Source organism: Streptomyces sp. NPDC029526, assembly GCF_040637405.1.
GTDB lineage: Bacteria > Actinomycetota > Actinomycetes > Streptomycetales > Streptomycetaceae > Streptomyces.
Map to the genome: position 1 here is coordinate 33,141 of NZ_JBEZWE010000009.1, position 14,063 is coordinate 47,203.

At 75.0% G+C, this 14,063-nt stretch carries 9 protein-coding genes; 6 read left to right on the plus strand and 3 right to left on the minus strand.

Annotated features, from left to right (window positions below; all coding sequences use genetic code 11):
- Positions 1-162: 162 nt before the first annotated feature.
- Both AB0F01_RS20095 and AB0F01_RS20100 read left to right on the plus strand, forming a co-directional pair.
- Positions 163-618 carry a DUF6299 family protein gene (locus AB0F01_RS20095; protein ID WP_362097284.1) on the plus strand — a complete coding sequence of 152 codons (456 nt, stop codon included), beginning with the start codon at positions 163-165 and terminating at the stop codon, positions 616-618.
- 93 nt (positions 619-711) lie between these two features.
- Positions 712-1,749, plus strand: coding sequence for a hypothetical protein (locus AB0F01_RS20100; RefSeq protein WP_362097286.1), 1,038 nt, complete (start codon positions 712-714; stop codon positions 1,747-1,749).
- 92 nt (positions 1,750-1,841) lie between these two features.
- On the opposite strand, the gene AB0F01_RS20105 is transcribed toward AB0F01_RS20100, so the two are convergent.
- Positions 1,842-2,900 (minus strand): helix-turn-helix domain-containing protein, encoded by a 1,059-nt coding sequence (locus tag AB0F01_RS20105; protein ID WP_362097289.1) that lies wholly within the window; start codon positions 2,898-2,900, stop codon positions 1,842-1,844.
- A 308-nt stretch (positions 2,901-3,208) separates the two neighbouring features.
- Here AB0F01_RS20105 and AB0F01_RS20110 point away from each other — a divergent pair, with 308 nt between their 5' ends.
- From AB0F01_RS20110 to AB0F01_RS20125, 4 genes are all read left to right on the plus strand, one after another.
- Entirely contained in the window at positions 3,209-3,688 is a 480-nt protein-coding gene (locus AB0F01_RS20110) for a hypothetical protein (protein WP_362097292.1), read from the plus strand.
- A gap of 199 nt (positions 3,689-3,887) precedes the next feature.
- On the plus strand, positions 3,888-5,933 hold the full coding sequence (locus AB0F01_RS20115; RefSeq protein WP_362097295.1) for a flotillin family protein: 2,046 nt from the start codon (positions 3,888-3,890) through the stop codon (positions 5,931-5,933).
- Positions 5,934-6,001: 68 nt separating this feature from the next.
- Positions 6,002-11,104 carry a DNA repair ATPase gene (locus AB0F01_RS20120; protein WP_362097298.1) on the plus strand — a complete coding sequence of 1,701 codons (5,103 nt, stop codon included), beginning with the start codon at positions 6,002-6,004 and terminating at the stop codon, positions 11,102-11,104.
- 308 nt (positions 11,105-11,412) lie between these two features.
- Positions 11,413-12,207, plus strand: coding sequence for an SGNH/GDSL hydrolase family protein (locus AB0F01_RS20125; protein ID WP_362097300.1), 795 nt, complete (start codon positions 11,413-11,415; stop codon positions 12,205-12,207).
- A 145-nt stretch (positions 12,208-12,352) separates the two neighbouring features.
- Here AB0F01_RS20125 and AB0F01_RS20130 read toward each other — a convergent pair whose 3' ends face one another.
- Both AB0F01_RS20130 and cbiQ read right to left on the minus strand, forming a co-directional pair.
- The gene (locus tag AB0F01_RS20130) at positions 12,353-13,312 is read right to left on the minus strand and encodes an ATP-binding cassette domain-containing protein (protein ID WP_362097303.1); all 960 of its coding nucleotides are present in this window, start codon (positions 13,310-13,312) and stop codon (positions 12,353-12,355) included.
- Positions 13,309-14,058 (minus strand): cobalt ECF transporter T component CbiQ, encoded by a 750-nt coding sequence (gene cbiQ / locus AB0F01_RS20135; protein WP_362097306.1) that lies wholly within the window; start codon positions 14,056-14,058, stop codon positions 13,309-13,311. Before cbiQ ends, AB0F01_RS20130 begins: the two co-directional genes overlap by 4 nt.
- Between the last annotated feature and the right edge of the window lie 5 nt (positions 14,059-14,063).

Below are 14,063 nucleotides of genomic sequence, written 5' to 3' on the forward strand. Positions count from 1 at the left end.
GAACGGGCGGACGCGAAGCGTGACAGCTCCCGGACATTCCCGGGACGGTTCCCCGACGCCCGGTGCGGACTCGCCACCGAAGGGGTGAGGGTCACGTCCCCGGGCCCTCCGGCCCGGTACTGGTGGAGGCCCTCAATCACCCCATACCGGGAGGTTCCCCCCATGGCTCCACGCTCCCTCTCCCCGCGCTCCGCCCTCGGTGCCGCCGTCGGCGCCGCGCTGCTGCTCCTCGGCTCCGCCGCCGCGGCTCCCACGGCGGCGGCGTCCACCGCCGTGCAGGAGGTGGTCACCGTCGACTCCGTGGGCCGCGTCGCCGCCGACGGGACCGTCACGCTCACCGGCACCTACCGCTGTCTGGCCGCCGTGGGACCGGTGTTCGTCAGCTCCTCGCTGCACCAGGACCCGTCCACCGTCCGCTACGGCATCGGCGGCACCCGCGCGGTCTGCGACGGCCTGCCGCACCGCTGGGAGAACACCGGCACCGTGCCCGAGGGGACGTTCACGCCCGGGGCGGCCGACGTGGAGGCCACGCTGCTGGAACTCCGGCCCGCGGGCGGCATGCCGCTGCCCGCCTTCCACGCCGTCAGCAGGAACGGCATCACCCTCGTCGAGGGCTGAGCACCCGCCCTGCCGGATGCGGGCAGGCTGTGGCGCCGGGTCCTGCCGACTCCCGGCCTGGAACCCGCGCGTCCCGACCGCCACCCTGGTGCCATGGTCTCCCTCCGTCACACGGTGCTGCTCACCCCGGTCCCGCGCGCCTGGCCCGCCGACGCCCTCGCCGTCGCCCTCGACGTGGTGGAGGCCACCCGCCCGGAGGCGGACGGCCGGCTCGTCCTCCCGGACGGCCGGCCGGTGCCGGACGTGCGGCTGACCGGCGGCCGTCACCTGGCACGCGGCGCGGTCTACGAGGTCGAGCCCGGCGCCGGGGTGGCCCGGGACGGCGGCCCGGAGACGGTGCCGGACACCGGCCCCAAGGCGCACGGCGCGCCGGCATCGGCAGTCGGTGACACCGTGACGCCGGCCCTGGAGGGGCACCCTGCGGCAGCGGCCGGGGACACCGCGCGGGAGGCCCGCCCCGGGGACGCCGGCCGCACCGGGCGTACGGGCGGCACCGGCAGCCACCCGGGCCGCACCGCTCACGCCCCCCGGGAACCGGCCGCCGGTGGCAGCGGTGAGGCGGCGGCGCCCGAGCACTCCGGGCACCCCGAACGGGTCCGTGTCTCGGTCGAGGAGTGGAACCGGCGCCGGGCCCTGCGTCTGGGGGTCACGACGACGGGCCCGGAGGGGGAGATCACGGCGGACTTCGCCCTGCGCGCCCCGGACCGCCCGCGCGTCGTCGAGGTCGCCGGGCGGGCGCACCTCGCCGGCGTCATGCCGTTGCTGTCCCGTTTCGAGGGCCGGGCGCTGCTGCGGTTCGACGACTGGTGGGAGGCGGCGGACACCGGCCGGACGTCCCGCTCCGCGCCTCTGCGCGCCCGGCTGCGCTGCGGCGCCGCCCGTGCCGACCTGCGGGCGACCCCCCGGCCGGGCCCCGAGGGCACCTGGCAGGTGACCGTCACCGCGCGGATCCGCGGCCGCCACCTGTTCCGCCCGGTGGCGGCCCTCGTCCTCGCGTTCGTCCACGCGCACCTGCGACGGGCCTTCGCCGACGGCCTGGAGCGCATGGCCCGCGACTGGAACGAGGAGGCGCCCCGCCTGACGGCGATGCCGGCCGACGCACTGCGACGCGAGATGCTGAAGGACGTCTGACGGCGCCGCGCGAGCCGGGCCGGGCCCGCGGGAGCCCGAGCCGGTCCGCGGGCCGCCCCACCCGGCGCTCGGCGTCACCGACCGCCCCCGCGTCACAGCTCCGTCGTCGGCCAGTCCAGCAGCCGGGCGCCGATGACCGCCGTCTGCAGCATGTAACGGTGCGCCGGATCCGCCGGGTTGGCACCGGTGAGGCTGCGGATGCGCTCCAGGCGGTAGGTCAGCGCGCGCACGCTCAGGGAGAGCCGGCGGGCCGCCTCCGCGGCCACGCACCCCGCGTCGAAGTACGCGGTGAGGGTGTCCAGCAGCGGCATCGGACCGCCGCGCGCCGTGGTGAGCGGGCCCAGGGTGTTCTGCACCAGGTCGGCCATGGCCTGCCGGTCGCGGGACAGCACCGGATAGACGAGCAGGTCCCCGGCCCGCAGCACCGGTTCGTCCATCCCCAGCCGTTCGGCGATCTCCAGCGTGCTCAGCGCCTCCTCGTACGACTGGACGACCCCGCCGGGCCCCGACCGCGCGCGTCCGACGGCGACCTGGCCGCCGTCGGTGGCGGCGTGCGCCTGCTTGGCGAAGTAGGAGAGGACCTCCTCCTGGTGTCCCGGCGCGATGCACAGCAGGCGCCCGTCCTTGGTGGTCAGCAGCACGTTGCGGTCGTCGAACCGTGAGATCAGGGCGAGTTCCACCCGGCGGGCCACCGGGTCGCCCTCGTCGTAGGCGACCGGGCCCCGGGCGACGGCCACCGCGTGGGCGTGGGACAGCCGCAGGCCGAAGCGTTCCGCCCGTTCCGCGAGCCGGCCCAGGTCACTGCGTCCGTGCAGCAGGTCGTCGATGAACTCCCGTCGGGCGGCCTCCTCCTGACGGACCGCCATGCGCTGGGCCCGCTCGTACCCCTCGGCGAACGCGTCCACCACCTGCTGGACGGCGGCCAGGGCGTCGGCGGCCGATGCGGCGGTGCGCGGCCAGGCGTCCCGGGCGGCCGCCAGATGGGCGCTGACCAGGCGGCGCAGTCCGAAACCGTCCTCGGCGGCCCGCTCGCCCAGGGCCCGGCGGGACGCGATCTCGTCCCGGGTGAGGCGTCTGCCCGTGGCGGCGACCTCCACCAGGATCCGGGCATAACCTTCGAGATACTCCTCCGGGATCTCGCGATCCGCCACTGTTCCCCCTCAATATTGACGCGCTCCTGACGCGCCTCTGACGTTGTCCTGACGCGGAGTTGGCCCGCCCCCGGCATGCAGACCCTAGTGAACATTGCCGGAATCCGGCAATGCGCGAGTGGATCAGCGTCCGGCATCATGGACCGCGGGGAGCACCACGGAAGGTTCCGGTGCCGAGCACCGGCAGGTGCGGGTACCGGAACCGGAACCGTGCGGTGCCACCCGGCGGTGCCGTCCGAACAGGGCACCGCGGACGTGCGCGGCGAGCGCGAGGACGCAGCGGGACGACGAACGGAAGGGGGCCGGGGATGCGCGTACTGATCGAGACCGCGACCGGCCTGCCCGTCCTGTTGTTCACCGCCGGCCTGGTCGTGGCCGCGGGCTTCTGGCTGCTGGTCGCCCTGGGTGTCACCAGCGCCGACGCCTTCGACGGGGACGCGGACCTCCGAGCGTGGGGTCTGGGTGGAGCGCCGGTCGCGGTCGTGCTGTCCCTGCTGACCCTGACGGCGTGGCTGCTCGCCCTGGGCGCCGCCGTCCTGCTGGCCGCGTTCGGGCCGACGGCTTCCGGAGGCGGACTGCTGCGCCTGCCGGTCGCGGCCGGCGCGCTGTTCGCCGCCTGGCGGCTCACCCGCTTCTTCGTCCGGCCGCTGCACCGGCCCTGCCCCGACGAACCCGCGCCGTCCCGGTCGGTCCGCGGGCTCGACGGGGACCGGGGCGGCCTGCCGCACGCGCCGCACCACGGGGCCGACACGCCCCTCCCGCACGTGCCGCACGACCGCGCCGCCTGACCCCGCGGCACCCCCGCGCCCCCGGCGCGACCGCCCTCCGGCACCTCGCCACCCCACCCGATCGCACCCGTCTCCTGCCCGACGGGCCGGGCCCCGCGCCCCTGCCCCCGGCCCGTCACACCCCGTCGGGCCCCGACACCGCTCCGTCACCGCAGCGCACCTCCCAGCTCTCGAACCAAGCTTCCGAAGGACGTGTCCCATGGATGCCGCCACCGTGGGCGTCGCCGTAGTCGCCGGCGTCTCCCTGTTGTTCGTACTCGTCGCCCTGCTGGTCGTCTCGACCCTGTTCCGCAAGGTGGAACAGGGCAAGGCGCTGATCGTCTCCAAGATCCGCAAGGTCGACGTCACCTTCACCGGACAGGTCGTGCTGCCGGTGCTGCACAAGGCCGAGGTCATGGACATCTCGGTGAAGACCATCGACATCACCCGGGCCGGCAAGGAAGGGCTGATCTGCCGGGACAACATCCGCGCGGACATTCGCATCACGTTCTTCGTCAAGGTCAACAAGACCGTGGAGGACGTCATCCGGGTCGCCCAGGCGGTGGGCACCGCCCGGGCCAGCGACCGCGACACGCTTCAGGAGCTGTTCCACGCGAAGTTCTCCGAGGCGCTGAAGACCGTCGGCAAGCAGATGGACTTCACCGACCTCTACACCAAGCGTGAGGAACTGCGGTACCGGATCATCGAGGTCATCGGCGTCGACCTGAATGGCTACCACCTCGAGGACGCGGCGATCGACTACCTGGAGCAGACGCCGCTGACGCAGCTCGACCCCGGCAACGTGCTCGACGCGCAGGGCATCCGCAAGATCACCGAGCTGACCGCCGTGGAGCACATCCGCACCAACGAGGCCCAGCGCGGCGAGGAGAAGGAGATCACCCGGCAGAACGTCGACGCCCGCGAGGCGATCCTGGAGCTGGAGCGGCGGCAGACCGACGCCGAGATCAAGCAGCGCCGCGAGATCGAGACCGTGCGGGCCCGTGAGGAGGCGGAGACGGCACGGGTGGTGGAGGAGGAGCGGCTGCGTGCGCAGAGCGCCTTCCTGCAGACCGAGGAACAGCTCGGCGTGCAGCGCGAGAACCAGGCCCGCGAGGTCGCCGTGGCCGCCAAGAACCGTGAGCGGGTCATCGCCGTGGAGAGCGAGCGCATCGAGAAGGACCGCCAGCTGGAGGTCATCGCCCGCGAGCGGGAGACCGAACTGACCCGCATCGCCGCCTCGAAGGAGGTCGAGGCGGAGAAGCGGGAGATCGCCGAGGTCATCCGGGAGCGGGTCGCGGTGGACCGCACGGTCGCCGAGCAGGAGGAGTCCATCAAGCGGCTGCGGGCCGTGGAGGAGGCCGAGCGCGAGCGGCAGGCCGTCGTCATCGCCGCCGAGGCCGAGGCGCAGGAGAAGCTGGTCAAGGACATCAAGGCCGCCGAGGCCGCCGAGCAGTCCGCCACCCACCGTGCCGCCGAGGAACTCACCCTCGCCGAGGCCCGGTTGAAGACCGCCGACCTGGACGCGCGGGCCAAGCTGCGGACGGCCGAGGGCATCCAGGCGGAGGCCGCCGCCGAGGGACTGGCGGCCGTCCAGGTCCGGGACAAGGAGGCCGACGTCATCGAGAAGGCGGGCCGTGCCGAGGCCGAGGCCACCCAGGCGCGGATGCGCGCCGAGGCCGAGGGCGCCCGGGCCCGGGCCCTCGCCGAGGCGGAGGCCATCGGCGAGAAGCTTCGCGCGGAGGCCGCCGGCCTCACCGAGAAGGCGGCGGCGATGGCCGCCCTGGACGAGGCGTCCCGCGGGCACGAGGAGTACCGGCTGCGCCTGGAGGCGGAGAAGGACGTCCGGCTGGCCGGCCTGGAGGTGCAGCGGCAGGTCGCCGAGGCGCAGGCCACGGTGCTCGCGACCGGCCTGGAGAACGCCGACATCAACATCGTTGGCGGGGAGTCCGTCTTCCTCGACCGCCTGGTCTCCTCGGTCTCGCTCGGCAAGGGCATCGACGGCTTCGTGCAGAACTCCGAGACCGCCCAGGCCCTCGCCGGCCCCTGGCTGGACGGCACCGCCAGCTTCACCGACGACCTGAGCCGCGTCCTCGGCTCCGTGTCGACGGCCGACGTACAGAACCTCACCGTCTCCGCCCTGCTGATGCAGCTGATGCGGGCCGGCGGCGAGAACACCGGTCGGTTCGAGGAACTGATCGCCAAGGCTGGTGAGTTGGGGCTCGCGGACACTCCGCTGGCCGCGTTGAACGGCCACGCCCGGGCCTGACCCACCACGGACCGGGAGCCGCCGCACAGGGGACGGCGGCTCCCGGTCGTCCCACCCGAGAGGCAGCCATGACCACCGGCACGCACGACACGGCCACCCCGCACGCCCCCGGCACGGCGCACCCGTCCACCCACGACTCCACGGTCCCCGGCGCGACCCCCGGCGGCGACGGCAGCCCCAGCACCCCGGGCACCCCGGCCCCCGGCACCGACACCCCCGCCGGCGGGGCCGCCGACCGCACGCCCGGCGCGGAGGCCGCCGACGGCGGCGCCTACCAGGTGCTGCGGGACCGCCTCGGCGCCGAGGCCGCCGACCTCGCCCGCCGCGCCGAGGAGCTGAACCGGCGCCGCATCGAGGAGTTCGGCTCCGCCGGACTGAGCCTGACCGGCACCGAGCGGCTGCGCACCGAGCGCACCAGCGTGCCCCGCGACCTCGTCGCCGTGGGCGACGCGCTCCTCTTCGGCTACGAGGCCCGCCCCCGCCCGGAGAACGAGACCGCCGTCGGCGACGTCCTCGCCCTCCACGACCGCGACCTGAACCGGCTGCCCGACGACGCCGTGCCCGGACTCCTCGACGACCCCGCGTTCGTCCGCGAGTTCGCCGCCCTGCACCGCTACTACCGCCAGGCACGCCTGCTGCGGCTGCGCCGCGTCGACGGCACACTCCTCGCCGTCTTCCAGACCGGCGAGAAGGCCGACGACATCCGCGTCCTGCGCTGGTCGGTCACCGAGGACGGCCGGACCGCCTTCCTCGACGCACGCGGCGACCGCGACCACGCCCGCACCCCGGCCCCCGACATCGAGTGGACCCGCACCACCCGCGAGGACCACGTCCTCGGCCGCCACCCGCACGTCTCCGTGCTCGGCGAGGTCTTCGTCGACACCCTCGGAGGCACCCTCACCGTCAAGACCGCGAACGACACGGACAGCCCCGACGGCATCCACTCCGAGCCCGTCGACGAGCCCCTGCAGTCCCTCGCCGACGCCGAGATCGCCCACGCCCGCGTCGGCGCCCTCGTCCTGCTGCGGGTCCTGCCCTACAAGGAGACCGCCCACCGCCACCTGGTCTTCAACACGCTCACCAGGACCGTCGTCCGCCTCGACGGCATCGGCCGGGGCTGCCGCCGCCTCCCCGGCGACCAGGGCATCGTCTTCCCCGGCGGCTACTGCCTGGCCGCCGGGCCGCACAAGACGTACGACCTCGACACCACCGGCACGGACTTCGAACGCGAGGTGCGCTCGCCCAACGGCGAGGACGTGCTGTACGCCTTCCACGCCCCCGCCCGGGGCCGCGCCCTGCTGCTGTCGTACAACGTCATCCGGGAGGAGGTCGCCACCCCCCTCACCGGCCACGGCTGGGCGCTCACCGACGACGGCACGCTCACCCTGCTGCGGCCCGACGGCGACGACCCCGCCCGCGTCCACCCCGTCCAGGTCTGGCACACGCCCTACGTCTCCGACACCCACGCCGCCGCCCGGCCGCCCGGCGACGGCCCGCTCGCCCGGCTCGGCAACGCCGACCTGGTGCGCGGCATCTCCGACTGCCTGTCCCTGGCCCGCTCCGTCGCCGAGACCACCCCGACGACCGAGGTCCACCAGGCCCTGGTCACCGCCTGCGTGCGCACCCTCGACGCCCACCACTGGCTCGGCGACGCCGACCTGGGCGACCTGCGCTCCCCGCTGGAGCGGATGCGCGGCACCGCCGAACAGGTCCTCGCCGAGTTCGAGACCGTCCGCTCCCTCACCCGCCACGCCGCCGACGCCCTCGACGAGGCCGCCGGGCGGGTCGCCGCCGTGGTGCGCCGACTGCGCGGCGAACAGCCCCGCGAGGCAGCCGCCTGGGTCACCGGACTCACCGAACTCCGGCACGCCCAGGGCCACCTGCTCACCCTGAAGGACCTGCGGTACGCGGACCGCGCCCGCATCGACGAACTGGCCGCCGGCGCCGAGGCCGACCTCGCCTCCTTCGGCCGGCGCGCCGTCGACTTCCTCGCCCGCGAGGACGCCTTCGCCGCCCACCACGCCGACGTCGAACGTCTCGTCGCCGACGCGGAGGCGATCACCACCGCCGCCGGGGCCGCTCCGGTCGCCGCCCGCCTGGAGGAACTCGCCGACGGACTGCGCACCGTCACCGAGGTGGTCGGCTCCCTCGACATCGCCGACACCACCGTCCGCACCGCCGTCCTGGAACGCGTCGCCGAGGCTCTCGGCGGCGTCAACCGCGCCCGCGCCACCCTCGACACCCGCCGCCGCGCCCTCCTCGACCGGGAGACCCGCGCCGGGTTCGCCGCCGAACTCGCCCTGCTCGGCCGCACCGTCACCGGCGCGCTGGCCGCGGCCGACACCCCCGAGGCGTGCGACGACCAACTGGCCCGCGCCCTCGCCCAACTGGAGGTGCTGGAGTCCCGCTTCGCGGAGTCCGACGACGTCCTCGGCGAGCTGATGGACCAGCGCACCGCGATCCACGAGGCGTTCACCGCCCGCCGGCAGAGCCTCACCGACGCCCGCGCCCACCGCGCCGAGCAGCTCGCCACCGCCGCCGAGCGCGCCCTGGAGGCCGTCGCCCGCCGCTCCGCGGCCCTCGCCGACGCCGACGCCGTCAGCACCTACTTCGCCTCCGACCCGCTGATCGTCAAGGTCCGCCGCACCGCCGACGAACTGCGCGCACTCGGCGACCGCGTCCGGGCGGAGGAACTCGACGGCCGCATCCGCACCGCCCGCCAGGAGGCGGACCGGGCGCTGCGCGACCGCACCGACCTCTACGCGGACGGCGGCCGGGCCGTCCGCCTGGGCGGACACCGCTTCGCCGTCACCGGCCGGAGCCCCGAACTCACCCTCGTCCCGCAGGGCGACGGCCTCGCCTTCGCCCTCACCGGCACCGACTACCGGGCCCCCGTCGACGACCCCGCGATCCTCGCGGCCCGCCCCTACTGGAACCGGCACCTGCCGTCCGAGTCGCCCGAGGTCTACCGCGCCGAACACCTCGCCGCCCGCCTGCTCCACGACCACGGCCCCGACGCGCTGAACGCCGCCGACGACCTCGGCGCCCTGGTCCGCCGGGCCGCCGAGGAGGCGTACGACGAGGGGTACGAGCGCGGGGTCCACGACCAGGACGCCACCGCGATCCTCACCGCCGCCCTGCGCCTGCACGGCACCGCCGGCACCCTGCGCCACGAGCCCGCCGCCCGCGCCGCCGCCCTGCTGTACTGGGCCCACGGCACCACCCCGGAGCAGCGGTCCGTCCTCACCCGCCGGGCGCGCTCCCTGGCCCGCGCGGCCGACGCCTTCGGCCCCACCCCCGCCCTCGACGACCTCCGGGCGGAGACCGAGCGGGCGGTCGCCGCCTGGCACGGCGACGCGACCGTCCCCGCCGGTGCCTCGGCCGCCTACCTCCTGGAGGAACTCACCACCGCCCCCGAGGGGTTCGTCCTCGCCGCCCGGGTGCACACCCTGCTCGACCGCTTCCGCGAGGCGGCCCCCGCCGCGTACCAGGAGGACCTGCCCGCCCTGGCGGACCTGTCCGCGCGCCGCCGCCTGGTCGAGGCGTGGCTGACGGCCTACGCCACGGCCACCGGTGCCGACGTCACCCCCGGCGACCTCGCCGAAGCGGTGGCCGCCGAGCTGTGCCCGGACCTGCCGCGCCACGTCTCCGACGCGCCCCTGACCACCACCGTGGAGGGTCTGCTCGGCACCCATCCCCGCATCACCGACCGCCGACTCGGCCTGCGCGTCGACGAGTTCCTCGCCCGCACCCGGCGGTTCCGGGAGCAGGACGTGCCCGCCTTCCGCGCCTTCCAGCGCCACCGCACCGAGCTGGTGACCGCCGAGCGGGCCCGGTTGCGGCTGGACGACCACCGCCCGCGCGTGATGTCCTCGTTCGTCCGCAACCGCCTGGTCGACGAGGTGTACCTGCCGCTCGTCGGCGACAGCCTCGCCAAACAGCTCGGCACCACCGGCGAGGACGCCCGCACCGGCACCGGCGGCCTGCTGCTGCTTCTGTCCCCGCCCGGCTACGGCAAGACCACGCTCATGGAGTACGTGGCCCACCGGCTCGGCCTGCTGCTGGTCAAGGTGAGCGGCCCGGCCCTCGGCCACGCCGTCACCTCGCTCGACCCGGCCGAGGCGCCCGACGCGACCGCGCGCCAGGAGATCGAGAAGATCAACTTCGCGCTGGCCGCCGGCAGCAACACGCTCCTCCACCTCGACGACATCCAGCACTGCTCGCCCGAACTGCTCCAGAAGTTCATCCCGTTGTGCGACTCCACCCGCCGCGTGGAGGGCGTCTGGCAGGGCGAGCCGCGCACCTACGACCTGCGCGGCAAGCGGTTCGCGGTGTGCATGGCCGGCAACCCCTACACCGAGTCGGGGGAGGCGTTCCGGGTGCCGGACATGCTCGCCAACCGCGCCGACGTGTGGAACCTGGGCGACGTCCTCACCGGCAAGGAGGAGGTGTTCGCCTCGAGTTTCGTGGAGAACGCGTTCACCGCCAACCCGGTGCTCGCCCCGCTCGCCGCCCGCGACCGCGCCGACCTCGCCCTGCTGCTCCGGCTGGCCGCGGACGACCCCACGGCCCGTCCCGACCGGCTCGCGCACCCCTACGCGCCCACCGAACTCGACCGCGTCCTGGCCGTGCTGCGCCACCTGCTCACCGCCCGCCGCACCGTCCTCGCCGTCAACGCCGTCTACATCGCCTCCGCCGCGCAGTCCGACGACGCCCGCACGGAACCGCCGTTCCGGCTCCAGGGCTCCTACCGCAACATGAACAAGATCGCCCAGCGCATCCAGCCGGTCATGAACGAGGCCGAACTCGCGGCCGTGGTCCACGACCACTACACGGCCGAGGCGCAGACCCTCACCACCGGCGCCGAGGCGAACCTGCTCAAGCTGGCCGAACTGTGCGGCACGCTCACCCCGTCGCAGGCGGACCGCTGGGCCGAGGTGAAGGCCGCCCACGTCCGCACCAGCACCCTGGGCGGCCCGGACGACGACGCGCTCACCCGCGCCATCGCCGCCCTGGCGGTGCTGGGGGAGCGGATCGCCGCCGTCGAGACCGCCATCACCCGGGCTGCCGACCCGCGCCGCCTCCTCGCCGGCCCGCCGACGCACCCCGCGCCGCCGGCGCCCCCGTTCACCGCGCCCCCCAACGGGGCCGGACGGGCGGAGGTGGGCTGAGCGGGGCGAGGGGAGCGAGGGGACGTCGGCCACCGTCCCGGCCGGGGGGCGGGACGGTGGCCGGCCGGCGGTTTCCCCGGTGCGCGGCGCCGGGGGTAACCGCACCGCTCCAAGTCCCGTCGGACCTTCACGACAAGACCCCACGTCAGAGGTTTATCCACGCGCGTAGTTGATGTGAGCACCTCAGTATTCGGGGCATTCCGGATGACTTCCAGCGCGACGGTTACCGCGCGGTATCCCGGCCTGCTACAACCGTGCTTGCTCCCTCAACTACCGGTGCAAGTAACGCGTGTGAAGGGTGGATACACGTGTCAGTGCGTTCCCTCGCGGCTTCTCTGGCGACCCTCCTGCTGGGTGCCGCCACCGTCCTCGGCCTGGCGCAACCCGCCTCGGCGGCCGGACAGCACTACGTCGCCCTCGGCGACTCCTACTCCTCCGGCGTCGGCGCCGGCAGCTACACCTCCGAAAGCGGTGACTGCAAGCGGAGCACCAAGGCGTACCCGCAGCTGTGGGCGAACGCCAACTCCCCGGCCTCCTTCCGCTTCGTCGCCTGTTCGGGTGCGACGACCTCCAGCGTCTCCAGCGGGCAACTGGGTGCGCTGACCTCCTCCACCACCCTCGTCAGCGTCTCGGCGGGCGGCAACGACATCGGCTTCGCGGACGTCATGCAGGCCTGCGTGCTGCAGAGCGAGGCCACCTGTGTCAGCCGCGTCAACACCGCCGTCGGCCAGATGCAGAACTCCCTGCCCGGCAAGCTGGACTCGCTCTACAACGGCATCCGCGCCCGCTCCCCGCAGGCGCACATCGTGGTCCTCGGCTACCCCCGCTTCTACAAGCTGTCCGGCACCTGCATCGCCGGCCTCACCGAGACCGAGCGCGGCGCCATCAACAACGCGGCCGACGTCCTGAACGGCGTCATCGCCAAGCGGGCCGCCAACGCCGGGTTCACCTACTCCAGCGTGGTCGACGAGTTCACCGGACACGAGCTCTGCTCCGGCGACGCCTGGCTGCACAGCGTGACCCTGCCGGTCACCAACTCCTACCACCCGAAGGCCGTCGGCCAGTCCAGCGGCTACCTGCCCGCCTTCCGCTCGGCGCTCTAGACCTCGCGCCGTCCGCAGGACGCCCGTCGGCGGGCGCCCGCCCGTAGGCCGTCCCCCGGAAGGCCGCCGAGGGCCCGCCGCCGAAGTCCCTTCTCCGAGGGCCCGTTCCCCCCACCGCGCACCACCGGGGGAACGGGCCCTCGGCTCACCGTCCCGGGGCCCCCGGCCCCCGGCGGCCTCCGGCCGCATCCGGACCACTCGGCGCGTCTGGCGCATCCGGCGTGTCCGGCGCCCCGCGCACCCCACGGATCGCCTCCTCGTCCGCCACGCCCCCGTCGGCGGCGAGGGCGAGAAGCTCCTCCGCCGTCCGCGGCCCCGCGGACGCGTCGCCCAGCAGGCCCCGGGTCCGCAGGACATGGCCGGCCGCCACGCCCCACGGCAGCCGCAGACCGGCCGCGGCGAGCAGGTCCGTACGGGCCAGCAGGCCGGCGACCGGGCCGGTGCGCACCCCCGACGGCGTGAGCAGCGCCGCGTCGTCGGCCCAGCGCAGCGCCAGGTCCACGTCGTGGGTGGCCATCACCACCGTGGTGCCGCCCGCGCGCAGCCCGTCGAGCGTGGTGAGCAGGCGTTCCTGCCCGTCGGGGTCCAGGCCGGCCGTGGGCTCGTCGAGGATCAGCACCCGGGGCCGCATGGCCACCGCCCCCGCGATCGCCGCCCGTTTGCGCTGCCCGTAGGAGAGCAGGTGGGTCGGCCGGTCGGCCAGGGCGGTGATGTCCAGCGCGGCCAGCGCCTCGGTGACCCGGTGCCGCACCTCGGCGTCGGGCAGCCCGAGGTTCAGCGGCCCGAACGACACGTCCTGGCCGACGGACGCGGCGAACAACTGGTCGTCGGGGTCCTGCACCACCAGCTGCACCGCCGTCCGCAGCCGCGTCAGCCCGGCCCGGTCGTACCGCACCGGCTGCCCATGGACCGTCAACTCCCCGGTGTGCGGGCGCAGTCCGCCGCTGAGCAGACGCATCAGGGTGGTCTTGCCACTGCCGTTGCGCCCCAGCAGGGCCAGCGCACGCCCCTCGCGGACCGCGAAGTCCAGGCCGCTGAGCACGGCCGGACCGTCCTCGTAGGCGAAGGACGCGCCCCGCAGGGCCACCAGTTCGCACTCGCTCACGACAACGGCCCTTCCAGGACGAGTGCCAGGGCCGCGAGGGTCGCCAGTAGGGCCAGGCTCGCGGTCGTGAAGGGCACCGAGACGCGCACCTCGGGCACCAGTACCCGCAGGGTGCCGTCGTAGCCGCGCCCGGCCAGCCCGGCCTGGAGGCGCGCCGCCCGGTCGAAGGAGCGCACGAAGGCGGTGGCGCCGAGCCCGCCCAGCGAGCGCCAGGTCGCGGCCCGGGTGGTGTGCCCGAGCCGGGCGGCCTGCGCCTCACGGACCCGGCGGACGGCGTCGAGCAGCAGGAAGCTCATGCGGTACGTCACCAGCGCCACGTCGACGAGCGGCGCCGGCACCCCGGCCCGGACCAGGCGGGGCAGCAGGTCGGACATCGGGGTGGTGAACGCGAACAGCAGCACGCCGAGGGAGGCGGCGGAGGTCCGCAGCAGCACCTCCGCGGCCCGCTGCGGGCCGTGGGCCGCGGGGGAGAGGAACCCTCCGGGACCGCCCACCTGCACCAGGAGCGGGAGCGCCCCGGTGACGCAGAAGGCCAGCGGCACCCGGTAGGCGCGCCACAGCCGGCGGCCGGGCACCCGGGCCGGGCCCAGCAGCAGGGCGACGGCGGTCACCAGCACCAGGGCCGCGCCCGGCCAGGGCGGCAGCGAGACCGCGAGCACGGTGAGCCCGAGCCCCAGTACCGCCTTGTCCACGGGATGGCGGCGGCGCCAGTGACTGCTGTGCGCCGCCGCGTCGATCGGGAGCACCCGGG

Coding starts and splice junctions, on each gene's coding strand:
- AB0F01_RS20095 (WP_362097284.1), top strand. CDS start 163: ATGGCTCCACGCTCCCTCTCCCCGCGCTCCGCCCTCGGTGCCGCCGTC.
- AB0F01_RS20100 (WP_362097286.1), top strand. CDS start 712: ATGGTCTCCCTCCGTCACACGGTGCTGCTCACCCCGGTCCCGCGCGCC.
- AB0F01_RS20110 (WP_362097292.1), top strand. CDS start 3,209: ATGCGCGTACTGATCGAGACCGCGACCGGCCTGCCCGTCCTGTTGTTC.
- AB0F01_RS20115 (WP_362097295.1), top strand. CDS start 3,888: ATGGATGCCGCCACCGTGGGCGTCGCCGTAGTCGCCGGCGTCTCCCTG.
- AB0F01_RS20120 (WP_362097298.1), top strand. CDS start 6,002: ATGACCACCGGCACGCACGACACGGCCACCCCGCACGCCCCCGGCACG.